This window comes from Nostocoides sp. F2B08 (genome assembly GCF_009184895.1).
Lineage (GTDB): Bacteria > Actinomycetota > Actinomycetes > Actinomycetales > Dermatophilaceae > F2B08.
On the sequence record NZ_WESE01000006.1, the window covers coordinates 196,852 to 219,727 of the forward strand.

The 22,876-nt window shown below is 66.5% G+C and carries 19 protein-coding genes; 7 read left to right on the forward strand and 12 right to left on the reverse strand.

Annotated features, from left to right (window positions below):
- Window positions 1-8 precede the first annotated feature (8 nt).
- The 10 genes from GA707_RS14640 to GA707_RS14685 form a co-directional block, all read right to left on the reverse strand.
- Window positions 9-1,454: a polysaccharide biosynthesis tyrosine autokinase gene (locus GA707_RS14640; RefSeq protein ID WP_152179181.1), complete on the reverse strand. Its 1,446-nt coding sequence runs from the start codon at window positions 1,452-1,454 to the stop codon at window positions 9-11.
- Window positions 1,455-1,604: 150 nt separating this feature from the next.
- Window positions 1,605-2,978 (reverse strand): hypothetical protein, encoded by a 1,374-nt coding sequence (locus tag GA707_RS14645; RefSeq protein ID WP_152179182.1) that lies wholly within the window; start codon window positions 2,976-2,978, stop codon window positions 1,605-1,607.
- Window positions 2,975-4,153, reverse strand: a complete 1,179-nt coding sequence (locus tag GA707_RS14650) for a glycosyltransferase family 4 protein (protein ID WP_152179183.1) — start codon at window positions 4,151-4,153, stop codon at window positions 2,975-2,977. Before GA707_RS14650 ends, GA707_RS14645 begins: the two co-directional genes overlap by 4 nt.
- Window positions 4,150-5,496, reverse strand: a complete 1,347-nt coding sequence (locus GA707_RS14655) for a glycosyltransferase family 4 protein (protein ID WP_152179184.1) — start codon at window positions 5,494-5,496, stop codon at window positions 4,150-4,152. The genes GA707_RS14650 and GA707_RS14655 overlap by 4 nt, the downstream gene beginning before the upstream one ends.
- A gap of 288 nt (window positions 5,497-5,784) precedes the next feature.
- On the reverse strand, window positions 5,785-6,975 hold the full coding sequence (locus GA707_RS14660; protein ID WP_152179185.1) for a hypothetical protein: 1,191 nt from the start codon (window positions 6,973-6,975) through the stop codon (window positions 5,785-5,787).
- Window positions 6,976-6,987: 12 nt separating this feature from the next.
- Window positions 6,988-7,986, reverse strand: a complete 999-nt coding sequence (locus GA707_RS14665; RefSeq protein ID WP_152179186.1) for a stealth conserved region 3 domain-containing protein — start codon at window positions 7,984-7,986, stop codon at window positions 6,988-6,990.
- Entirely contained in the window at window positions 7,983-9,125 is a 1,143-nt protein-coding gene (gene wecB / locus GA707_RS14670; RefSeq protein ID WP_152179187.1) for a non-hydrolyzing UDP-N-acetylglucosamine 2-epimerase, read from the reverse strand. The genes GA707_RS14665 and wecB overlap by 4 nt, the downstream gene beginning before the upstream one ends.
- A gap of 11 nt (window positions 9,126-9,136) precedes the next feature.
- Window positions 9,137-10,096: an NAD(P)-dependent oxidoreductase gene (locus GA707_RS14675; RefSeq protein ID WP_152179188.1), complete on the reverse strand. Its 960-nt coding sequence runs from the start codon at window positions 10,094-10,096 to the stop codon at window positions 9,137-9,139.
- A gap of 20 nt (window positions 10,097-10,116) precedes the next feature.
- Window positions 10,117-11,319, reverse strand: coding sequence for a nucleotide sugar dehydrogenase (locus tag GA707_RS14680; protein WP_193315350.1), 1,203 nt, complete (start codon window positions 11,317-11,319; stop codon window positions 10,117-10,119).
- A 275-nt stretch (window positions 11,320-11,594) separates the two neighbouring features.
- Window positions 11,595-12,119, reverse strand: coding sequence for a hypothetical protein (locus tag GA707_RS14685; RefSeq protein ID WP_152179190.1), 525 nt, complete (start codon window positions 12,117-12,119; stop codon window positions 11,595-11,597).
- Between the two features lie 362 nt (window positions 12,120-12,481).
- Here GA707_RS14685 and GA707_RS14690 point away from each other — a divergent pair, with 362 nt between their 5' ends.
- The 4 genes from GA707_RS14690 to GA707_RS14705 all read left to right on the forward strand — a co-directional run bounded on the left by GA707_RS14690 (window position 12,482) and on the right by GA707_RS14705 (window position 17,683).
- A complete protein-coding gene (locus GA707_RS14690; protein WP_152179191.1) occupies window positions 12,482-14,065 on the forward strand; it encodes a hypothetical protein in 1,584 nt (527 codons plus the stop codon).
- A gap of 44 nt (window positions 14,066-14,109) precedes the next feature.
- The gene (lpdA, locus tag GA707_RS14695) at window positions 14,110-15,507 is read left to right on the forward strand and encodes a dihydrolipoyl dehydrogenase (protein WP_152179192.1); all 1,398 of its coding nucleotides are present in this window, start codon (window positions 14,110-14,112) and stop codon (window positions 15,505-15,507) included.
- 903 nt (window positions 15,508-16,410) lie between these two features.
- Window positions 16,411-16,671, forward strand: coding sequence for a PqqD family protein (locus GA707_RS14700; RefSeq protein WP_152179193.1), 261 nt, complete (start codon window positions 16,411-16,413; stop codon window positions 16,669-16,671).
- A complete protein-coding gene (locus GA707_RS14705; protein ID WP_152179194.1) occupies window positions 16,661-17,683 on the forward strand; it encodes a nucleotidyltransferase family protein in 1,023 nt (340 codons plus the stop codon). The genes GA707_RS14700 and GA707_RS14705 overlap by 11 nt, the downstream gene beginning before the upstream one ends.
- Here the strand turns inward: GA707_RS14705 and GA707_RS14710 are convergent.
- Window positions 17,655-17,930 carry a PqqD family protein gene (locus GA707_RS14710; protein ID WP_152179195.1) on the reverse strand — a complete coding sequence of 92 codons (276 nt, stop codon included), beginning with the start codon at window positions 17,928-17,930 and terminating at the stop codon, window positions 17,655-17,657. The genes GA707_RS14705 and GA707_RS14710 overlap by 29 nt on opposite strands.
- The gene (locus tag GA707_RS14715) at window positions 17,927-18,544 is read right to left on the reverse strand and encodes a hypothetical protein (protein WP_152179196.1); all 618 of its coding nucleotides are present in this window, start codon (window positions 18,542-18,544) and stop codon (window positions 17,927-17,929) included. The genes GA707_RS14710 and GA707_RS14715 overlap by 4 nt, the downstream gene beginning before the upstream one ends.
- 432 nt (window positions 18,545-18,976) lie before the next feature.
- On the opposite strand from GA707_RS14715, the gene GA707_RS14720 reads away from it, so the two are divergent.
- Genes GA707_RS14720 through GA707_RS14730 form a run of 3 tightly spaced genes read left to right on the forward strand, consistent with a single transcriptional unit; the run spans window position 18,977 to window position 22,601 of the window.
- Complete coding sequence (locus GA707_RS14720) at window positions 18,977-20,488, forward strand: polysaccharide biosynthesis tyrosine autokinase (RefSeq protein WP_152179197.1); 1,512 nt, start codon at window positions 18,977-18,979, stop codon at window positions 20,486-20,488.
- A gap of 8 nt (window positions 20,489-20,496) precedes the next feature.
- Complete coding sequence (locus GA707_RS14725) at window positions 20,497-21,867, forward strand: hypothetical protein (RefSeq protein WP_193315352.1); 1,371 nt, start codon at window positions 20,497-20,499, stop codon at window positions 21,865-21,867.
- Window positions 21,864-22,601 (forward strand): hypothetical protein, encoded by a 738-nt coding sequence (locus GA707_RS14730; protein WP_152179198.1) that lies wholly within the window; start codon window positions 21,864-21,866, stop codon window positions 22,599-22,601. Before GA707_RS14725 ends, GA707_RS14730 begins: the two co-directional genes overlap by 4 nt.
- Window positions 22,602-22,876 lie beyond the last annotated feature (275 nt).

The window sequence follows — 22,876 nt, forward strand, 5'->3', positions numbered from 1 at the left end:
GAGGCGTGCTAGCCCGCCCCCGGAACGTTCGTGCGCTCTAACGCCGGCCCTTCAGATCGCCCCGCCTTCTTGGCCCGGCGCAGCTCACCCCGCTTGACTTCTTCCTCGGGAAGCTCGTAGTGGTAGGTGTAGCGCGAGTACGCACCGCCGGTCCGCTCGACCGCGCGGTTGAGGACCAGCCCCAAGACGCGACCGTTGACCGACTCGAGAGCCTCGACGGTGTGGCTCAGCTGGTCACGCTCGACCAGTCCCGCCCCCGCGATGACGATCGCTCCGTCGACGATGGTCGAGAGGACGACCGAATCGGTCACGGGCAGCACCGGCGGGGCGTCGATGATCACCTGGTCGAATCGGCTCGCGAGCTTCTCGAGCACCTCGCGCATGGCGATGGATCCGAGCAGCTCCGACGGGTTGGGCGGGATGGGCCCCGAGCCGATGACCCACAGGTCGGTGTTGCCGTACCGCTGGAGCAGGTCGTCGATATCGGCCTGTCCGATGAGGGCGTCCGTCAACCCGACCGATCCGTCCAGGCCCATGTACTCCAGCACCTTGGGCCGACGCAGATCCGCCTCGATGAGACAGACGGTGCCGCCGGCCTGAGCCATCGCCAGCGCGAGGTTCATCGTGATCGTGCTCTTGCCCTCGCCGGCCATGGAGGACGTGATGAGGATCGTCTTCGGGTGATCCGCAGCGTCGATGAACGTGAAGTTCGTGCGCAGGGCGCGGAAGGACTCTGCGCGCGGTGAGCGAGGGTCCACCTCAACGATGAGGGGCCGTTTGGGGGAGTCGGGATCGAAGGTGATCACTCCCAGCACCGGCCGGTCGGTCACGGCCTTGAGGTCCTCGAGCGTCTTTACGGTGCGGTCGAGGGTCTCGCGCACCACGGCGGCCGCCAGTCCGGCCAGAACGCCGAGGATCAGTCCCAGGCCGAGGTTGCGCACGGGCTGGGGGCTGACCGGAGACGTCGGGACCGTGGGGGGCTGCACCACCGTGATCTTCACCGGACTGGAAGCTGTCCCCGCCGGACTCTCCAGCTCGGCGATGGTGTCGGGGAAGACCTCTGCGATCGCGGCAGCGATCTCTTGCGCCGTCTCAGGGTCCGTGTCGCGCACGGCCACGTCGATGAGAACCGTGTCGGGAGGGGTCGTCGTGACGATGCGGTCCGCAAGACCCTCGGGGTCGACTCCCGTGGACTCCGCGACCTGGTCGAGGATGCTCGGTGTCGTGAGGAGCTGGGCATACGACTTCACCCGCTGCTGCGTGAACGTGCTCCCCTGCAACAGCGCTCCGCTGTCGCTTGCGCCGGTCGTGGACACGAAGAACTGAGTACTCGACTCGTACACCCGGGTCGACAGAGCTGTCGCCGCCGCGGCCAGCCCGACGACCAGGAGCGCCACCAGGGTGATGATCCGCCACCTCTTGCGAACGGTGTTGAGGTACTCCTGCAGTTCCACGGTCCTCCTCCAAGGGCGTCCGGAGCGTGGGTTCACCCCTCTGGCCAGAGCATATTAGCCCGCAGCGCATCCGGCTGGGAGGCGCTCACTCGCGGGTGACTCTCAATGGTGGGCCGCTTCTCCGTCGCGTCGCCGGCTCAGGTCGTGCCGCTACCCGCTCGCCCGGCGGACCGGCTGTCCCCGAGTCGACAGGTCCCGCTCTGGTGGAGCCGGACCCGACTTCATGTCCTTGTCGTGATGCCAGACCAGGGCGTACAGCACCACGAGGATCAGGAGTCTGGCCGCCACGCGAGCGATATAGGTGAACGTCCCACCCCATACGAGATCCACGATGCTGGCGCTGGCGATGATGATGGCGACGATCTTGAGCAGGTCCGTGTGGCTCAACATCGGGATGGACGCCGACCGGATGAGGACGCTGTCCATCCACCGAACCAGGAGGGCCACGGCGGGAACCATGACGACCAGCCCGGCGATGCCGAGGGCAAGGAGCCACTCTCCATGGAACAGAGCCAGTTCGGAGTGTCCGGTCCCCTGCAGTTCGGGACGGAACAGCTGGGCCAGCTCCGCACCCAGTCCGACAGGCTTCTCCGGCCAGAACCGTCGCGGGACGAAGATGACGGCAGTGGCGTAGAAGGACTTGAAGTACGTGAGCTGGACGTCCCCCGCCTGCACCATCTCCAGAAGCTGGGCGAACCTGACGAGGGGGCTCAGCACGGACTCCAGACCATTGACGTTGTCGGACTGTGCCGGGTTCAGCGTGGCCGTGAACTCGACCCTCGACCGGGCGAAGTACAGCAGAGCGGGCGTGATCCCGATGAGGATTGCGCCCTTGACGAAATGTCCCCGCCACCTGTGGGCGCCGGCCATGGCGATGCACAGTGCCAAGGAGCCGAGCCCCAGTCGGCCGAAGCCGGTGAAGAGGAACTGCATGTATGCGAGGAACGCGGCGCCGATCAGGGCGTACCCGAAGAGGCTGACGCGCTTCTCTCCGCGAAGGCTCGCGACCGCGACGAGCGCCACCCCGGAGTAGGAAGCCGCATTGACGAGCGGGTTCTCGCCCCGGCCGGTGATGCTGAGGCCCACGCCGAGCGAGACCAGGAGCAGGCCCATCCAGATCCCCCACCGGGCCACGCTGCGGTTGGTGGCGGACTCGACGGCGACGACCGCAGCCTTCCGTGGACTCCAGAACAGGTAGTGCATCAGGAGCTGTGAGAAGTAGCAGAAAGCCAGCACGGGGACGAGCGACGCCTCGCCGAAACCGAAGATGGTCGGATCATGGCCGGCCAGGTAGATGCCGGGGAAGAAGATGAACAGGCCGGAGGCGAAGAAGTAGATGCTCGGCGCAGAGATGCGCTGCCGGCCATCGGACCAGAAGCCGGCGACGGAGTGAGCCAGACCCGCGCTCGCCAGGATGCCCTGGACGGTCGGTTCGCTGAGTCCGTAGCCGCCCAGGAGGAGGGCGAAGACGCCGATCGCCGCCCACGCGAGAATCGCAGGAGAGATCCGTCCCCACGTGATCATCGGGCCCCCACGGAACGGCGCGCCAGCACCTGCTCGATACCGGCCGTCCAGGCCTGGGTTTGCCGCCATGACGTGTAGAGGTCGAGAACTCGACGCTTGGCCTCGGTGCGTTCGGTCACGCCTTGCCGCGCGCGGTCGTCGATCTCGGCAGCCCACTCCGAGGGAGCATCCACCGACACGACTGTGCCACATCCACTGTCCAGGAGAGCTGTCCACGGGGTGTGCGGAGAACATACGACCGGGCAGCCGGCGGAAAGGCTTTCCGGGATGACGAAACCGAAGTTCTCACCCAGGGTCGGGAACAGGAAGGCGTCGTACGTCGCAAGGCGCGACTGCACCTGATCCGAACCCAGAGTCCCGGCGTAGCGGACGCGCACATTGGGCGGCATCTCACCGATCTTCGCGGTGCACCGACCCCAGTAGGCCGCGTCCTCCGTCGGACCATAGACGTCCAGGGTCACGGTTTCCCGACAACGGCGGAGGGACTCGAGGAGGAAGAGAAGGTTCTTCTTCGGGGAGATCCTGCTGACGAAAGCGAATCTGGGCTCGGGGCCGCTCTCGACGAGATCCATCGGTTCCGGCCCACGGGAATCCGGTTGCTGAACGACGTCCGCCGACGGGAACACGCGACGGACGTCATCGCGCTCCATCTCACTCGACACCTGCCACACCGGCGCACTCCGTGCGACCAGCCTGCCCCACGTCGCCAGGGCGAGGCGCTTCTTCCGGGCCTTGATCCCCAACGCTCCGGGGGACAGCTCGCCTCGAGGGGCGACCACCAGGTGTTCGGTGCGGATGAGCCGCCCCCGAGCCAGGAACCACGGCAGCATGGAGAAGGAGGGAGACCAGAGGCTGTTGAGGAAGAGCAGCTCGAACCGGGGACCGACGACCAGTCGAGACAGGTGCCACCACGACTTCGCACTCGCACGATCCCAGTAGTAGATCCGGTGGTGACGATCGGCGACGACCGTCGAGGACAGGCCCGGATAGGGCTGTCCATCGCCCAGATCGCGGTCGGATGTCACGAGCAGGACGGACACCGTCGAAGGCAGGGCCCGGAGAATCTCCGCCATGGAGCGGATCGGACCACCACCCTTGAAACCCGGCAGGTAGAACGGCGCGAAGGCGAGCACCTGGGCGTTGGCGCCGAGCCGGTCCGTGTTCTGGTCCGTCACGGGCTCCGTCTGGCTCCCACCCGCACCCGGTGCGAGGCGGTGCCGTCCCTTATGTCTCGCCCGGCGTCATCACGGCGCACCACGGTGGTCCGTCCGAGTGCCTGCGTTTCCAGCAGCAGCGACTCCAACCGAGTCACTCCCTCAGACCGGCAGAACGTGGATGCGTACAGGTGCCTTCCGGCGTCACCCATCCTCGTCAGCTCGTCGCGACTCGCGGCGACCAAGCGACGAATGACCTGCGCGGCCTGGTTCGGGTCGCTCGGCGAGCAGGCCAGACCGGCTCCGTTGTCCTCGACGAGTGCTGCGACGTCGCCTGCTCCGTGGACCAGGATGGGCCGGCCCGCGCGCAGAGCGGCCTGGACCTTGCTCGGCATGGTGACCCTGAGCAGCGGGGTGTCCTTGAGCGAGACGACCAGAACATCGGCGGCAGCGAGACGGGCGCCGATCTCGTCCGGGCCCACCGCAGGGAGGACGTTGACATTCGGTACGTGCGTCGTCCTGTCCGCCAAGGCATCGCGATGGACGCCATCTCCGATCAGCTCGAGCTCGGCCTCGGGGACAAGGGCGAAGGCGTCGACCAGGGCGTCCAGCCCCTGCATCGCGCCGAGATTTCCCGCGTAGAGGAACGTCCGTCGCGTACTCCGGCCGGTTGCCGAGGGTGGACTGACTGAGGCAGAACTGACCGGGGGAGAACTGGCAGAGCCCGCGATATCCCTCGGTGCGGGGTCGGAGAGCCAGTTGGGGGTCCAGCGGATCTTCGTCGCGGGGACACCCCGTTCGACCAGGAGATCCACCATGCCTGGCGACGTCACCCCGATTCGTGCGGCGTGCCGGTAGGACTGGCGGGTGTAGGCATCGAGGCCGGCGTGCACGACCCGACCCAGACCTCCCGACACCATGCCACTGCCGGTGACGCTGTCCGGCCAGAGATCCTGGATGAGCAGGCACACGGGCGCGCGGTGACCCTTGAGCGCCACCTGCGCCGGAATGGCGGCCGTCGCGGGAGAGGAGTAGATCAGCCACACGTCCGGACGGGGAAACCGCATGGTGCCGAAGACGGCGGCCGAGGCGGCGTGGCTGAGGTAGTTCGCCATCCGGTGGGCTGGGTTCGTGTCGTGGCTGGGATACACCGGCGTCCGGTGGATCGTGACACCTTGCGAGTACGGCTGCTTCACGTAGGGGCGTTGATGCCAGCCCGGGTAGAGCCTGCCTGTCGGGTAGTTGGGGAAGGCCGTCAGGACGTGGACGTCGTGGCCACGTTCCGCGAGTCCGGTCGCGATGCTCTCCGGGATCAGTGCTCCCTGCTCCGGGGGAAACCACTGCGTGATGAAGCCGATCCTCATCTCCCGACCCCCACCACGATCGTCGCACGCCCGTGCAGGGGACGTGAACTGCCGACCCGGGCTGCGGCCGGGAGTATGCGTCGCAGCCCCGTCCCGCACGGACGGGTATGCATGTGGTCCCCTTTCCTGGCTGGGCAACAGTGGCGATGCGCGACCTGGCGTGCTGCCACCGACAGCCCTATCGGCGGCGTCGTTGCCCTGCGGTTCGCTGCATAGTAGCGAAGGACTGACGCGCAGAGCCAGGGTTGGCTGAGTCTCCTCCAAAGGGCTGACCTGCGATAACGCCGATTATCCGGCCACGTCCTCCTCGCGTGGCTGCGCGATGTCCAACCGAACGGCCGAGATCCACCACGCGACGCACAGCGCTCCCGTCGAGACCGCGAGCCCGAGCGCCGCTCCCTTGGCCCCGGCGGTGACGGCGCCACCGAGAACGAGGGGGAACCGGAGGATGACCGCGAGGACGGCGAACGCCGATGACCGTCGGTGTTCCCAGAAGGACCGGTGTGCCGCCGCCGGTACGAAGCTGAGGACGTTGAGCACACCGTCGACGAGGCTGATCCAGATGATCGGTTCGACATCGACCCACGCGCTACCCAGAAGCACCTCCCCGTACACAAGCGCGGTCGCGACCATGGCCAGGGCGACCGTCGCATACCCGGCCGCCAGGACGCCCGTGAGGCCCGCGAGCCGCGACACCATCTGCCGGCGTGTCCCGTGGCGGAGAGGGCTGAGGTGGCGGACCACCACCGGTTGCAGGGCCGTGAGGATGAGGTTGGCTGGTCCGAGGACTGTGCCGGCCCCCCGCAGAGCTCCCACGACGACCGGCCCGGTCGCGATGGCCACGACGATGGTCAGGACGTGAACCGACCCCGCGGTCAACAGGGACTGCGCGGCGAAGACCCCGCCGACCCTGCTCTCCCTCCCGGCGCCGCCCCACCTCGGCCGGAGGTGCATGCGCAAACGCCACGCAGTCAGGTATCCGACCGCTGCGGACGAGGCGACCCAGACAGTCAGAGCGTGCTGCCCGTTCCAACCCCACAGCACTGACCCGGCGGCCGGAACGAGGACACACGTCAGGAGCAGCAGCTCCTGTCCGATGGCCAGTCTTCCCCGCCACAGGGTCAGGCTGACCAGCCGGCCGTAGGAGGCGAGCAGGATGCCGTGGGCCCCGACCCCGACGATCAGCATGATCGTCGAGCCCGTGAGGGCGGCCCCGCCGATCATCACGGCTGACGCGACCAGGCCGATCAGCGACTGCCGTTCGCACCGCTCCCGGATCAGCTGCATCGTGGGCGCTCTCGTGACCAGTGTGACGATGGTCGCCTCCCGGGCCACGGCCTGGGCGAGCATGAGGATGGCCATCGCCACGGCGAAGTTGCCGAGGGCGGATGTCCCCCCTGTCCGGGCGATGACCACCGAGAGCAGCAGCGTGGTGAGGCTGGCCGCTGCCTGGGCGATCACCGCCTTGAGCGCAGACATGGTGTCCCGGGCTCAGGTGCGCTCGAAGGACGACGGCCGCGGCAGCAGCTCTGCCAGGGCACCGTTGATCAGATCGCGGGTCTGCTCGAAGTCGTCGAGCGGGCCGTCGTTGATACAGGCCTGGGCGAGCCGTCCGCTCGTGATCGCACGAGCCACGTCCTCGGCCGAGTCGATCCCCAGCTGGAAGCTCCGCCCGTATCCCCTGGGTGACACGGGCGTGAAGTCCCCCACGCATACCTGCCAGTGGGAGAACACGTAGGGGTGCACATCGCTGGGGGACCGGAACCTCGACCGCGACGTCTCCTCGAGCTGCTGCTCGCCGGCGGCCCAGACCCGCTCGAAGCTGGCTCGACGCAGTGCCTGCGGGAGGTGAGAGTTGTGGAACCCGGTGAACCGGGGCCACGGCAGCAGCGAGACGGTCTGGGCGAGGAGGCGGGGGCCGTAGACCCGGGCGAACCAGCCGGCCGGGTTGCGGCGGATCACCGACCGCTTGTCGAAGTGCCGGTTGACCAGATCGAGGCTGTTCAGCAGTGCGTGGTTCACCGGGTCGCCGATGGACAGGGCGGACAGCGCCGCGATGCCGGCGGGTTTGCCCCGGGGGAAGAAGTGCCCCAGAGACAGCGGCCGCAACGGAAAGGTGTCGTCGTTGAAGTAGACGAAGTTCGCAGCGAGGTCGGGGATCCGGTGCAGCTGGAGCTCGATCACGTGAGAGTTGAAGGTCGGCAGGTACTCCGCGGGGATGAAGTCCCCGTGCCGGACCACCCGGAGTCTGGGGTGGGCGGCATCCAGCCAGTCGGGGACAGGGTTCTCGGTGACCAGGTGCACCAGGCGGATCCAGGGGCAGAACCGGTCGATCGCGCGAAACCAGTAGATGAGGTTGTCCCAGCTGCGGTAGTCCTGTGCGCGGGGCTCGACACCCCGCTCCGCGGCGTGGGAGTCGCGGAGCGAACGCCAGTGATCATCCCGGTCGTCGACCCATGTGACAACGGCGTCGGCCTCTGGTTCACTCACCGCGCTCCCTCGTCCCTGACCCGCTGCTCAGCCACCGCGAGCACGTCGACGATCCGACCGGCCGCGCGCCCGTCTCCGAACGGATTCTCTCGGGGGATCATGCTCGAGTAGGCAGCAGGACTCGTGAGCAGCTCGTCGGCGTTCTTCAGGAGTGCGTCGGGGTCGGTGCCCACGAGCCTTGCGCAGCCGGCCTCGACCGCCTCGGGTCGCTCCGTCGTGTCCCTCAGCACGAGAACGGGCTTGCCGAGACTGGGCGCCTCCTCCTGGATCCCGCCGGAGTCGGTGACGACGACGTAGGACATCTGCATCAGCGCCAGCAACGTCGGGTAGGAGACCGGGGGAATCAGATGGACCCGCGGGTGGGGGTGCAGGATCTCGGTCACGGTGCCCCGGACGCGTGGGTTCAGATGCACCGGATAGACCACCGAGACGTCCGGATGGTCCCGCACCAGGGCGAGCACGGCGGAACAGACATCGGCCAGGCCTCGCCCGAAGGACTCCCGCCGGTGGCTGGTCAGAAGGACCATCCGCTGGTCGCGCAGCGCCTCCCGCAGGCCCGAGGGGAGCCCGTCGGCTCGCCCGGGCTCCGACGTGATCCACTGCAGCGCATCGACGACGGTGTTTCCGGTGAGGAAGACGCGGTCTGGGTCGACCCCTTCGCGCAACAGGTTCTGCCGCGCACGCTCGACCGGTGCGAAGTGGTGCGTCGCGGTGGTCCCGATGATCCGTCGGTTGGTCTCCTCGGGAAAGGGGGAGAGGACGTCATGCGTGCGCAGTCCGGCCTCCACGTGTCCCACGACGAGCCGGCGGTAGTAGCCGCACATCGAGGCGACGAAGGCACTGGTCGTATCTCCCTGCACAACAATGGCATCCGGCATCGTGCCGTCGATGGCCCCGTCGATCTCCCGGAACAGCAGGCTGGTCAGTGACGCCAGATCCTGACCGGGAGCCATCACGCCGAGCTCGATGTCCGGTTCGAGTGAGAAGACCGCGTTGGCCTGGTCGAGCATCTCGCGGTGTTGACCTGTGGAGCAGTAGATCGGGTCGAACTCATCGGGTCGCTCTCTCAGCGCCCGCAGGACCGGCGCCAGCTTGATCACCTCAGGGCGGGTGCCCGCCACGACGAGAACGCGTTTCACGTCGAGTCGACCTAGGTCACGTTGTAGTGGGACTTCATCCAGGCGAGGGTCTCCCGGATGCCGTCCTCGAGGCTGATGGTGCTGGTCAGACCGAGATCTCTGACCGCCTTGCTGCAGTCGGTGTGCTTCTGCTTCGTGGTCAGCACCTCCGGCTCGGCGTAGGTGACGAGCTCGTCGGCGCGGTGCTCCTTGCCCAGCTCCCGCAGGATGATCGCGGCCACGTCCTCGATGGAGTGGTATTGGGTTCCCCCGACGTTGTAGACCTCACCGGGCTTGAAGTTGTCCGCGATGGCCGCCAACGCGTTGGCGCAGTCGGCGATGTAGGTGCTCGTCCGCCGATGCCCGGTGTGCACGGTGAACGGGATGTCGTGGAGCGCGCGGTAGGCGAAGAGGCAGATGACCGAGCGGTACCGGCTGTACGGCTCACCGGGGCCGTACGTATTGAACAGCCGCACCCGCACCGACTCGGTGCCGAACTGGGTCGCGCTGTTGAGGACCTGCATCTCGTTGACCCACTTGGAGATCGCATAGTCGTTCATCTGCTTGATCTCGATGGTGTCCATGACGTCCTCGGTCATGACGCCGGGGAAGTCGCCGTACACCTCGGAGGAGGAGAAGTAGACGGCCTTGAAGCCCTCACGCTCCTGCATCCGCAGGATGTTCTTGGTGCCGACCGCGTTGGTGCGCCACACCTGCTCGTAGTAGTCCTCGCCGTTCCACCGACCGAACTCCGCAGCCAGGTGATAGACGACGTCGAAGGACTTCGGCTCAGCCGTGTCGCCGCCCGGCCATCCGCCGCCGGTCCAGAGCCGTTCGACCTGGCGGAACTCCCCGACGTCACACCGGGCGTAGTTCTGCCCGCCGTGGTGCTGCAGGTCGACGACGAAGACCTCGTGACCGCGCGCCTCGAGCGACGTCACGAGGTAGCGGCCGACGGCTCCGAGCCCGCCTGTGACCAGGATCCTCTGCATGGGGTGTGTCTCCAATCGCGTCACCGGTCCAGGACCAGGATCTCGGGCCGAGCCATGACCGATCTGATGCGTGTCGCGTCAGCGGCGAGCTCGTCGGTGATCTCGCGATGAGCGACGAGCACCACCAGCAGATGCGCATCCTGCGCCACGGCGCTCAGGCTCTCATAGCGGAGGTCCTCGACGAGCGGGTCGAACACGTGGACGTCGCAGCTGTCGTTCTGCAGCAGTGAGTAGATCTGGAGGGCCGGCGACTCGCGGGTGTCCTCACAGTCCCGTTTGTACGTTGCTCCGAGCAGCACGATCTTGGGCTCGGCCACGTCCTGCACGGCTTCCTGGATCCGGTGGGCCATCTTCAGCGGAACCCCGTCGTTTAGCAGGCGCGCCGCGGTGATGAGGGATGAGTCATACGGCGCGACTTCTCTGAGGAACCACGGGTCGACCGGGATGCAGTGTCCGCCGACGCCGATACCCGGGCGGAGGATGTTCACCCGTGGGTGGTGGTTGGCCAGTGGGATGACCTCATCAGCGTCCGCGCCTACGTACTCGCAGATGGCGGCGAACTCGTTGGCGATGGCGATGTTGATGTCGCGGTAGGCGTTCTCCATCAGCTTCGCCAGTTCCGCCACCACCGCGGAGGTCGGGTGCAGTGTCCCCTTGACGAACAGCCCGTAGATCTCCGTCGCTCGCGCGGTGGACTCGTCGTCCATGCCGCCGATCAGCCGCTCGTTGCGGACGATCTCCGTGAAGATGTCGCCAGGGAGGATGCGTTCCGGGCAGTGGGCGACCTTGACGTCCTCGGGGACCCGCATGGACGTGAGCTCTTCGATCAGGGGCTTGATGACGTCCCGGCACGTCCTCGGTGGAATGGTGCTCTCGACGATGACGAGGTTGCCGGCCCTCAGGACGGGCGCGATGGACCGGATCGCGGCGTCGACGTGACTGAGGTCGGCGACCTTCCGCAACGGATCGACGGGGGTTGGCACAGCGATGACGAAGACATCCGCTTCGGGGACGTCGTGGGTCGCGCGTAGGTTTCGTCGCACCTCGGGATCGGCGAACAGGGCGTCGAGCTCCCGCTCGTTGACGAGAAGGGTCCGGTCGTTGATGGTCTTGACGACGTTCTCGTCGATGTCGACACCCACCACCTCGGCCCCCGACTTCGCCCACATCAGGGCGGCCGGCAGGCCGATGTAGCCGGTGCCGATGACCACGATGGTCGTCACGAGGGCTCCCTCCCCATCGGCGCGAACGCGACTCCCTGGAGCGACCCACGCCGCATTTCGGCAGGTCAGTGCCGCAGGGGAATGTCACAGTACCGTGGCCGGACCCGCTGGGGTCGCCGTTAGAGGCGGAAACGCCCTGAGGACTAGCCGTTCGGTTCGATCGTCGGCCGGAACCACCACAACCTGCGGTATGCGCGCCGCACCCCTCGCACGTCAGGAGCCGGCCGCTCGGGCCGGGTGAGCGGTGGCCGAGCGACCGGCTGGAGCGGCGACGCTCAGATCTCCTGCGCGAAGAGCGTGACGTAGATCGTCTCGAGCGGCGTCGATCCGGTGTTGCGGAGAATGACGTCGTAGAGCATCGGTGCGATGACCGGGACGCTCATGGTGAACCCGGTGCTGCCGAAGCCCGCCGGTGTCGTGTACTCGAAGCGGCGCTGCGTTGCGTCGGTCGTGAAGTCCACCGTGCTGTTCGTCAGCAGGCCGCCGCAGTGGGTGCCGGGCAGAGGCATGCTGAACAGCACGCGCACGTTGAGGTTCGGCACCCCGCGGGCGTCGGCACCGACGGTGAGGTGGAGCGTGTCCCACTTCGTCACATCGAGCCCCGGCCAGAGGCGGACCTCGGCGCCGGGGGCGATGGTGGCGTTGGTGAGGAGCACCTTCGTCATGCCGGCGGCCTCAGCGGTGCCCAAGGCCCTCGGCGGTTGCACGAGCAGTGCCTTGTCGGCGACGACCGGGTCGATCGGCACGGTCGGCAGCTTCACACCCTTCTTCGGAAGGGTCTCAGCGGTGGATGGTGACATGGCGCAGTCCTTTCGTCGGAGGGATGGGGCTGTCCCGATCGACACCCGCTCCCTACCTGCCGGGGACTCGATGCACTGGCTTGAAGACGAGCGAGTGCTGGTCGGTACATCTGATGAAGTCCCCTGGACCTGCCACTTCCATCGAAGCACCCCCGGCGCCACCGGTACAGGGAACCGCCTCGACGCGGCCTGTCTCCTCCGTCACATCACTCAATTCGACTTAGCCTCAGGAAGTCTCGTCACCTAGATGGCCCTCAGCGATGCCTGCCCGAATGTGCGAACGGCCGATTGCGCCGTCCCACCGCGGCGAGGACAGTTGTCGACACGACAGAGTCATCACCCCTCATCAGGCAAGGTGCGTCATGGCAATGGCCCAGATGGTTCCCGGTGTCGTCCTGCTTCCCCTCCAGGAGGCTGATCCCGCTCAGCAACAAGGGTGGTGGGGCGCGCTCGGCCAGGGGATCGAGAACTTCCTGACCGTCGAGCGGGTCCGCGACACGGTCATCATCGCCATCACCGCGGCCTTGTACTACTGGCTCTCGAGGCACGCCAAAGACCGGATGATCCTGCGCCCGACGCGAATAGCCGTCGCGCAGGATCTGTGGTCCTACCACCGGCGGGGATTGCAGCATCCTGATCTCATTCCGCTGGCCAACGGCTTGGAGAGCCCGGTCAGGGAGGCGGCGCGCCAAGAGGAACTGGTCATGCGAGCGCTCGCGTTGCGTCGTGATCTCGCCGCCGAAGCCAGGCTATTGGAGCTCGCAGCGCTCGACAGTGACGGTCTGCGTGCGGCGGCCGACTCGTTCAAGGCTTCCCTGCATCCGCCGATCGCGGCCTACCTGAAGCTCTCCACGCTGACCGCAGAGAAGTGCACGGCGCTCCGCCAGGCACTCGCGGCAATCAGCCACGACAACGCCGAGAAGTTCTGGGTCGACAACCGGATGGTGCTCCGACGGATGCGCAAGTCGCAGGCGATCGGCGTGACGGGCCTACTGCTCATCGTGCTGCTCGTCATCCTCTTCGGTAACCCGGCCATCGTCGCTTTCGGCGTCCTCGGTGCGGTCGTCAGTCGGATGATCGCGTTCTCGCGAGAGTCCACCGACGAGGCGCACAAGTTCAATTGGGTGATCCTGTTCCTCGTGCCCATCGTGGGCGGCCTGTCTGCCTACGCGGGCGTTCTCGTCATCGACGCCGCACGGACCTGGGGTCTGCTCGGGGAGACTTTCGACCAGGTTCAGTTCAACGCTGAGTCCGCCAACGTCCCCACGCTTGCTGCGGCGTTCCTCTTCGGTTTCGTCGAGCGACTGCTCGACAACATCGTGGACAAGGCTGCGCCCGACGGCTTGGCGGCGGCTGCGGCGCAGGAGACGGAGACGGCGGCGAAGGAGGCAGACAAGGCAGCGAAGGAGGCGGAGGCGACGGCGGCCGCCGACGGAGCGGCGCGTTGTTCGGCCGTGACGGTCGAGGTGCGAGTCAAAGGAGACTCGAACTGCGAGCAAGCAGACCCCGAAGACCCGCCTGACCACCCAGACTGCGCTGGGGGCTCCGCGACGGCAGCAGCTAAGACTGACGAATCCAGCTCTGCATCGGCGGCGAAGTGTCGCGGTGGCCAGGAGGCGTCTCCGTCCTCGGCGGCCGGGTCGGCAGAGTCTGCGCCAAGCAAGAGCGAGGTGCTGCGCGAGCTCGTTGACGCCCTCCCTGATGTGGTGCGCGTGCTCAGGACCAGTGTGCTCGTGCCAGATGAGTCCACAGAGCCGGGCGGCCCCCCACCGCCACAGGAGCCGCCCCCGCCCCCGACACCTCAGAACGACCCCGCTGCACCTCTCTTTGAGAAGCCGCCGCCGGGGACCACCCGGTCGCGGCTGTACGCAGCCGGGATCCGCGCCGGCACCTTCCTCGCGGGGGTGGCCGACGCCCTGGACGAGCATCGGAAGCCACAGCCGTGACCTAGACGAGCAGCGCAACCTGCGCTCCTACTAGGGTTGGACGCATGTCTGACTTCGACGTGGTTGTCCTTGGTGCAGGTCCCGGTGGGTACGTCGCGGCGATCCGCGCCTCGCAGCTCGGCCTGAAGGCCGCGGTGGTCGAGGACAAGTACTGGGGCGGGGTCTGCCTCAACGTCGGCTGCATCCCGAGCAAGGCGCTGATCAAGAACGCCGAGATCGCCCACATGCTCACGCACGACAAGGCGAAGTACGGCATCGAGGGCGAGGTGACGATGGCCTACGGGACCACGCACGCGCGCTCGCGCAAGGTCTCGGACGGCATCGTCAAGGGCGTCCACTTCCTCATGAAGAAGAACAAGATCGAGGAGATCCACGGCTGGGGCACCCTGACCGGCCCGAAGAGCATGGACGTCAAGGCGTCGGACGGCTCTAATCGCTCCCTGTCATTCGACAACCTCATCCTCGCCCCTGGCGCGGTCACGCGGATGCTGCCCGGAGTGACGGTGTCGGACAACGTCGTCACCTACGAGGAGCAGATCCTCGACCCCGAGCTGCCCGGGTCGATCATCATTGCGGGGTCCGGGGCGATCGGAGTCGAGTTCGCGTATGTGATGCGCAACTTTGGCGTCGACGTCACCATCGTCGAGTTCCTGGACCGGATGGTCCCCACCGAGGACGAGGACATCTCCAAGGAGCTGCTCAAGCACTACAAGAAGCTCGGCGTGAAGGTCATGCTCGGCACGAAGGTCGAGGGTGTCGAGGACACCGGGTCGGGCGTGAAGGTGACCGTCTCACCGGCCTCCGGCGGCGACCAGCAGACGCTCGAGGCGGACAAGTTCATGTCGGCCATCGGGTTCGCCCCCCGCACCGAGGGCTACGGCCTGGAGTCGACCGGCGTCGAGCTCACGGACCGCGGCGCGATCGCGATCGACGACTACATGCGGACGAACGTCGACGGCGTCTACGCGATCGGCGATGCGACCGCCAAGCTCATGCTCGCCCACACGGCTGAAGCGATGGGCATCGTCGCGGCCGAGACCATCGCCGGCGCCGACACGATGCCGATCGAGTACGACTTCATCCCGCGCGCGACGTACTGCCACCCGCAGATCGGCTCGTTCGGGTACTCCGAGGCGCAGGCCAAGGAGAAGGGTTTCGACGTCAAGACCGCGACGTTCCCCTTCGCGGCGAACGGCAAGGCCCAAGGACTGGGCGACGGGGTCGGCTTCGTCAAGATCGTCGCCGACGCGACGCACAACGAGATCCTCGGCGCCCACATGATCGGCCCTGATGTCACCGAGTTGCTGCCCGTGCTGACACTGGCTCAGAAATGGGACCTCACCGCGGACGAGGTGGCCCGCAACGTCTTCGCCCACCCCACGCTCTCGGAGAGTGTGAAGGAGGCCGTCGAAGGCATCGTCGGCCACATGATCAACTTCTAGTGTTCGGCGCTGCCGCCTGCTCCCGCGAAACCTGCAACCGTGTGACCGATGCCATTATCAGCAGTCGCTGACCCTGTGGCAGGGTCAGGCACCGGCCGGTGGGCAGGTCAGCGGTGCAGGGTTTGAGTTGCAGACAAAACTGCATACGGGACCTGCCAGAGGAGTGATCGGCGCAGAGGTACCGGAAGTTGCAGCCTGAACGAAATCGATGTCAAGTCGAACGTCGCAATACCGGCGAACTATGTCTCCCGCACGATCTCGACATTCGATCAAGACCCGAACACAACCTCGGACACATCTGTCATTGTTCTGGTTAATCGGCAGGAAGATCCCAGGCCGAGTGACCCCTGCGCTCGTATAGTTCAGTGGCTGTGGCGTTATTGTCGAGACATTACCCGTACAGTTGTCGTTTTGATGCCCCCAGCCCACTCCGGTGAAGGAGTAAGCATCCGGAGCAGCTACCACCGCATTGCTGCCATTGCAGGGGCACACTGTCTCGACGACAGATGGTGTCGTCGAGGCGGATAATGAGAGGTTTGCCACGTAGACGAGCACACCCTGATCCGTGCCCGAGGTGAAACGCACCGCTGAGAAGGTTGCGGTGTAAGTCGGAATGCACCGTGGGGTGCACACACCATCAGCCGCGCTTGCCGAAGTTGACATCACCACGGGTGTCGCCCACGCGAGAGCCCCAGCGGCGGTGCCTTTTGCCAGGGTCGCGCGGCGGCTGATGGTGCGGTGTTGCTCCACGGTCGGAGACGTGCTCTCCATGGGTTCCCCCTGCTGAATGGTGTGTTTCCCTGCGGTGACATCACTGACGCCCGGATCAGTCCGAGCGCCCGCCGTTACCCTACAGGAACCGAATTGCCAGTTCACATCGGGTGTCCGAATGGAGGATGAGCCGTGCGTCGACGCACAAATATCGTGTGGCGACGCGCGCCGGGCTTCCTGGCGCTGTCCCGAGAGGGCCGAGATGTGACCGTCGTGCACGGCGCAGCAGCGGACATTTGGGAGCTCATAGAGGGCGGCGTAGACAAGACATCGATTGTGACCACGCTTACAGCACGCTACGGGGCGCCAGCCGAGGTCGTCCGGACCGACGTGGAGGAGCTCATCGACCTGCTGACCGATCAGGGTTACCTCGAGGCCACGGATGGCGAGTAGGCATCCAGCGCTGGTGGTTGCCAGTCGGCACGGGATCCCCGTCCATAGCCGCACAGGAGACATCACCGACGGGGAGGCCGATCGGCTGATCCACGTCATCCGTCGAGATCGCCTCGCGGGGTATATGGCGACTGCGATCGCTGAGGGCGCCGTCGCGGCTCCCGCGGACTTCGCTGCGGCAGTGGTCGACGCCTGGCACAACCAGCTGATTGCCGCAGTCGATCTCGAGCGACTTCTCATCGGTGTTGCTCGGGCTCTCGACGGTGCGGGTGTCGAGTGGCGACTGACCAAAGGCCCCGCGCTGGCGCACCTCGATTTCCCTGACCCGTCACTCCGGACCTTCGGTGACGTCGACGTCCTGATCCACCCTGACTCCTGGGACAGAGCCGTCGCAGCGCTCGCTGGTATCGGGTGGACCAGAGATGCCCTTGAGGTCTCGCCGGGCTTTGACGGCCGTTTCGGCAAGGGCGTGACCCTCACCAACACGGACTCACTCGAGGTGGACCTGCATCGCCGCCTGGCGATCGGACGATTCGGCCTCCGGCTCGACACCAGAGCTCTTTTCGAGGGAGGCGACGAGTTCGTGTTGGCCGGCCGTCGCATACCGGCGTTGAGCGGACCCAACCGACTCCTCCACGGGTGCTTCCACGCGGCACTCGGCGGGTGGCGCGAGCTTCGCGCCTTCCGCGACGTGGCTCAGCTGATGCTGGTCAGCGAGGTCGACTGGCAGCAAACGATCGCCACAGCCGAGCGTTTCAAGGTGCAGGCGGTCGTCGCCAGCGCACTCATCGAGACGTGGGACCGGCTTGAGCTGGAGCTGCATCACGACGCGCTCACGTGGGCCAGAGGGCAGCGGATCGGGCGCCTCGACGCACACGCCCTTGGAGTCTTCGCGCGGGAAGAACCGTTCCGCATGCAGGCGATGACGGCACTACCGGTCCTGGTCGGACGGGGCGCGCTGCGTTATGCGTGGGACCTGGGCCTCAAGCCCGGTCGACGGGGTCGTCGCTGAGCAGACCGCGTGTGCGGAAGTCGCTGAGCGCCACCTGGACATCCGCCCTGAGGTCCTGGCCGAACTGCGCGCTCAGCGACTCGATCACATCCTTCTCGGCGCGTGCCCCATCGATGAGATCCCATACGGCTGAGGCCGACGGGTTGAGTTCGTGGACGACACCGTCCCGCTCGTCGAACAGCAGATACCGGTCGACGACCCAGGCGGTCTCGATCGCGGGATGCCTCTCGAGGCGCGCAGCGGTCATGACACGTCCCCAGCGACAAGCTCCCGGAGGGCCCGCTCAGCCGCACCCAGGTTGTCGACGTGCAGCGAGTAGACCGGCACGCTCTGCATGAGGTCGACGAGGGTCCGGAAGCCAGCCCGCCCATCCGATGCGCGCTTGGGTAGGTGCTCAGCGAGCAAACGCACGGCAGTGGCAGGGTGGGCGGGAGTGGGCGTGGACGAGGCTCCCGGGCGACGCTCCGGCAGAACGATCGCCGTCAGGTCGGCGACCCCGGACAGAGTGCCGAGAGTGCTCGCCGGCACGAGGATCTCGGTGGCCTCGCCGAACTCCGGCTGGACGAACGGCTCGAGCGGTGTAGGTCGGCGCACACCTATCGGTCGCGGAAACGGGTGAACCCGCCAGCCTTCGCCCGACTGCTCTAGACGCGACACCTCGTCGGTCAGGAAGCCCCAACCGTGAGCGACCAGCCACCCGGACAATGTGCTCTTGCCGGCGTGAGAGACGCCGGCGATGACGATCGCCCGCCCATCCAGTGCGACCGAGCCCGCATGGATCGCCAGCGTCGGCTCGTCAGCTTCGAGCAGAATCCGGGTGACCTCCCAAAGGACGTATGGGCGGACGTAGTCGTTTGTCACTGTCTGGCAGATCTCGCCGTCGGCCGATACGTCCCAAGGGTGGGTCTCAGATCGCGGCTGCCGGCGAGTGACCGTCAGTTGCGTGATGCGCTTTGCCTGCACGGACTCACCCGAGCCAACGCGCAGGTCGCGTAGATCAGAGTCGATCCTCCCGATCAGGGAGGCGTCGTCCCCGGCCAGTGAGAAGAACGCCGAACCGGCATGATACGGCCCTGCGTAGTGGACAGCGCGTTCGATCGAAGGTACGCGCACGCGCCATCCTTTCGAAGCGGCCCAAGCGGGCTGATAGAACGACAGTCACCCATTCGATGGACCCACCAAATGGACGAAATCGGTGATAAGGGGGAAAGCCACTAGACTAGCCACGCTCGCTGACCAGGTCCTTGGGGGTGCCGGTCGGGCGCCCGGGACGACTCGATCAGGAGACATGTTGTGACTTTGCGTGACTACGCCAAGGTCTTCAGCCACCGATGGTTGCTCATCACCGTCGTGACTCTGGTGACGGCGCTGGCGACGTTCCTGCTCACGCCGGCCCAATCGGTGAGCAACACGGCCCAGTCCTACACGGCGACCGCGACCATCCTCGCCGACTCGCGAGGCAGCGAGGACGGCACCACACCGGGACTCACCTTGGGACGCATCGCTCTCTTCATCACGACAGGCGAGGTCCCCCAGTTGGTCGCATCCCAGGTTGCCTACGAGGGTGAGCCTGCCCTTCTCGGCCAGCGCATCGTCGTGACCAGGGACCCCGAGTCAGCGTCGCTCTCGATCGCAAGCACGGAGGGCAACCCCGAGCGGGCCGAAGAAATCGCGAACACCTTCGCTGACCAGTCGGTTGCCTTCTTCGAGGAGCCGAGGCCGGAGACCGGCGACACCGAGCTCGTCGTTCTGCAACGCGCTGTGGCCGTCCCCAACGAGGGTGGTGTCAACAGCATCATCCCGCCGGGACGCTTCCCGCGAACCATCCTCGCCGCCTTCCTCGGGCTCCTGCTCGGGATGGCCATCGCCCTCGTCATCGAGCGCTTTGACTCGCGGATGCGCGACCGTCGCGAGATCCAGACCGCGCTGGGCATGCCGATCATCGCCGAGATCCACAAGCTCCGCGGCAAGGACCGCCAGCACGCGGCCACGATGGTGTCGAGCAACCCCCGCAGCTCGACAGCTGACGGCTACCGCGCCGCCCGAACCGCCGTGACACACACACTCAGCACGACTGACGCCGGATCGAGCTACCGCCCGCCGCTCATCCTTGTCACCTCCGCGAACCCGGGGGAGGGCAAGACGACCAGCGTCGCCAACCTTGCCCTCAGCTTCGCCGAGTCCGGCAAGTCGGTCCTCGTCCTCGACGCCGACTTCCACTCGCCCGACCTGCACCGCGCTTTCGACGTCCCCCAGGGCGTCGGCATCTCGGACCATGTCATCGACCCCAAGGCGTTCCCGATCACTTCCCTGATCAGGCCGACGAACGCCCCGAACGTCAACATCGTCACGGCCGGAACCCAGCTCCACAACCCCGCCACTCTCGCGTCGCGCACCGGCAGCTTCCTCGAGATGTGTCGCAACCTCGCAGACGTTGTTCTCATCGACAGCGCACCCGTGCTCGCTGCCAGCGACATGTTCGACATCATCCCTCTAGTCGACACCGTCGTCCTCGTCGCCCGCAGCGGCCGACTCACTGAGCACGACGCGACTCGCGTCGCCGAGCTGCTCAGCCGCTTCCGGATTCCCGTCAGTGGCGTTATCACCATCGGCTCTCGCATGCCGCGCGCCCGTCGGTATGGGTACGGCTACGGCGAGTACCCGGCCGGCAAGAAGCCCTTGTCAGGCCGCCGGGCAGGCCGCGTCGAAACGCCGCCGTCGGAGTGGACCGAAGACGACGCTGTGACGGCGGGCGCGACACGTAGATCACGCCGCGAGACTCGCGGCGACAGCCTCGACTACTGACCCTCGCAGTGCGTCATCACTCGATCCGGGCTGCCGGAGCCGCCGCCGGTCTCGGGGCCGCAGTCCTGCTAGCGGTGGCCTTCACAGCCGCCCTCGAGTCCCGCTCCTACAACGTGTGGGGCGCAATGCTTGTCGTTCCGCTCGTCGTACTTGTCAATGGTTTGCTCCTCGCTCATGTAACGTCGCGCGAAGACGACCCCTGGATCGTCCGCCTCATGTGGCTGGCGTTCGCAGCCAAGCTCGCCGCTACTGCTGCACGGTACGGGATGGTGTACCTCCTGTACGGAGGTGTGTCAGACGCTACTCGCTACAGTAACTACGCAGCGTGGGAGTACCTCCGCTGGCGCAGTGGCGACGTCACGCTGAAGGCATTGGACGTAGACGGCACTGAGTGGCTCGAGATGGTCACGACTGCTGTCTTCACGGTCATCGGGCCATCACCATTGGCCGGCTTCTTCGTGTTCGCGTCCTTCGCGTTCTGGGGCACGTACTTCTTCTATCGCGCCTTCCGCATGGCACTCCCGAACGGCGACAGACGTCGGTATGCGCTGCTCGTCTTCCTACTCCCATCGCTGCTCTTCTGGCCGGCCAGCATCGGCAAGGAATCCTGGCTGCTCCTGTTTGTCGGACTGACCGCCTACGGGGCCGCACGCTTTTTCGCCGAGGATCCTCGGGGGCTTGCGTTCCTCGCGCTTGGCGCCGCCGGGACAGCGGTGGTGCGTCCGCACGTCGCGGTCCTCACGATCGGGGCAGTCGTCGCCGCCCAGTTGCTGCGTCCCACGACGAAGAGTCCCATTAGCATCCTCACCAAGGTCGTCGGCGTCGTCGTCCTCTTGGCGGGCATCGTCGTTCTTGCGGCTCAGTCCGCGCAGTTCCTCGAGCTGGAGGAGACGTCGTGGGACGCCCTGAGCGCGGAGATCGACGAACGGAGCCGGCGCGCGACTCAGGGCGGCTCGGAGTTCGATGCCGTGCCGGTGCGGTCGCTGCAGGAGTTCCCGGTCGCCATTGTGACGGTGCTCTTCCGGCCTTTCCCGTGGGAGGCCACAAACCTCCAACTTCTCGTGCAGGGCATCGAAGGGCTCGTGCTTCTCGGACTTGTCATCGCGTCCTGGCGGCGCCTCCGGAACCTTCCGGCGATGCTTCGCCGGAACCCCAATATCGCGTTCGCACTGTTCTATGTCATCGCATTCGCGTGGGCGTTCTCGGCGGTCGGCAACTTCGGCATCCTGGCCAGGCAGCGGGTGCTCATGCTGCCGGCGTTCCTCGTCCTGCTGGCGCTGCCTGCAGTGGTGCCGAAGGTGACGCGTCGGGACGATCAGCAGCGTGCCACCCCGACGTCTGGTCAGCGGTCTGTGGCTGCTGGGGTGTCGGACTCATGAGGACCTTGCGCGCGCTCGGCACCACTGTTGAGGTCGACCTGGGGGATGGCATCGACGAGACCGAGTTCGACGCGGCGTGGAGCCGATGCCTGTTGGAGTCAGAATCCCAGGAGGACGAAACGCTCGCGAGTGACGAACGCGTCGGGCCGGTCCCATCGATGTCCGGGCTCACCCAGGCGATCACCAGACAGCTCATTCGCAAACGTCGTGGCGAGCTCCTAATGCTCCATGCCGGGGCGGTCAGCCATCCGATAACCGGGGCATCGGTCGCCTACGTGGCACCAGGCGGCACGGGGAAGACGACCCTGACGAGAGTTCTCGCACAATCGCACGGCTACCTCACCGACGAGACCGTTGGCGTCGATCCGGTGAGCGGCGAGATCTCCCCCTACCCCAAACCACTGTCGACGAGGACCCCCGAGGGCGGGTTCCCCAAGATCGAGCGTGGGCCCGACGAGTTGGGCCTGCAGGCTGCGCACCCTGCTCCGTGGCTCGCGGCTGTGGTGCTGCTTCGCAGGGTGCCGGCCGCTCACGAGCCCCGCTGGACCAGGCTGGACCTGCTCGACGGAGTCATGGCTGTCGTACCCGAAACCTCTTCACTGAGCGCGCTGGACCGCCCGTTGCAGGTGCTTCAGGACTTCTACGGACGGCTCGGAGGCTTCTGGCGGCTCGAGTATGCAGAGGCGACCGACCTTCGTGAGTCGATCACGGCCCGGCTGGAGGCTGTCGCGTGAGTCTGGAGAGAGGGCCGATTGTCGACCTGCTAGTTCATGAGGACGAATGCGTCGTCCTGTTGGAGAACGAGTGCCTCAGACTGTCATCGGTCGCCGCCGCAGTACTTGAGTTCCTCGAAGTCCCACGGTCTGGCGATGACGTGCGCGGGCATCTCGAGAGCATCTTCGGGCCCGCACCAGCGGGCCGTTTCGAGTCCCTGATCAGCGACCTTGTCCAGCAGGACGTGGTGGTGAGCGCAGGTCCGGTCCGTTCGGAGGATCCTTGACCAATTCTT

Excerpts from the sequence above, each read along its gene's own strand:
- GA707_RS14645 (WP_152179182.1), bottom strand. The coding sequence starts at position 2,978 with ATGATCACGTGGGGACGGATCTCTCCTGCGATTCTCGCGTGGGCGGCG.
- GA707_RS14655 (WP_152179184.1), bottom strand. The coding sequence starts at position 5,496 with ATGAGGATCGGCTTCATCACGCAGTGGTTTCCCCCGGAGCAGGGAGCA.
- GA707_RS14660 (WP_152179185.1), bottom strand. The coding sequence starts at position 6,975 with ATGTCTGCGCTCAAGGCGGTGATCGCCCAGGCAGCGGCCAGCCTCACC.
- GA707_RS14675 (WP_152179188.1), bottom strand. The coding sequence starts at position 10,096 with ATGCAGAGGATCCTGGTCACAGGCGGGCTCGGAGCCGTCGGCCGCTAC.
- GA707_RS14685 (WP_152179190.1), bottom strand. The coding sequence starts at position 12,119 with ATGTCACCATCCACCGCTGAGACCCTTCCGAAGAAGGGTGTGAAGCTG.
- GA707_RS14690 (WP_152179191.1), top strand. The coding sequence starts at position 12,482 with ATGGCAATGGCCCAGATGGTTCCCGGTGTCGTCCTGCTTCCCCTCCAG.
- lpdA (WP_152179192.1), top strand. The coding sequence starts at position 14,110 with ATGTCTGACTTCGACGTGGTTGTCCTTGGTGCAGGTCCCGGTGGGTAC.
- GA707_RS14705 (WP_152179194.1), top strand. The coding sequence starts at position 16,661 with ATGGCGAGTAGGCATCCAGCGCTGGTGGTTGCCAGTCGGCACGGGATC.
- GA707_RS14710 (WP_152179195.1), bottom strand. The coding sequence starts at position 17,930 with ATGACCGCTGCGCGCCTCGAGAGGCATCCCGCGATCGAGACCGCCTGG.
- GA707_RS14730 (WP_152179198.1), top strand. The coding sequence starts at position 21,864 with ATGAGGACCTTGCGCGCGCTCGGCACCACTGTTGAGGTCGACCTGGGG.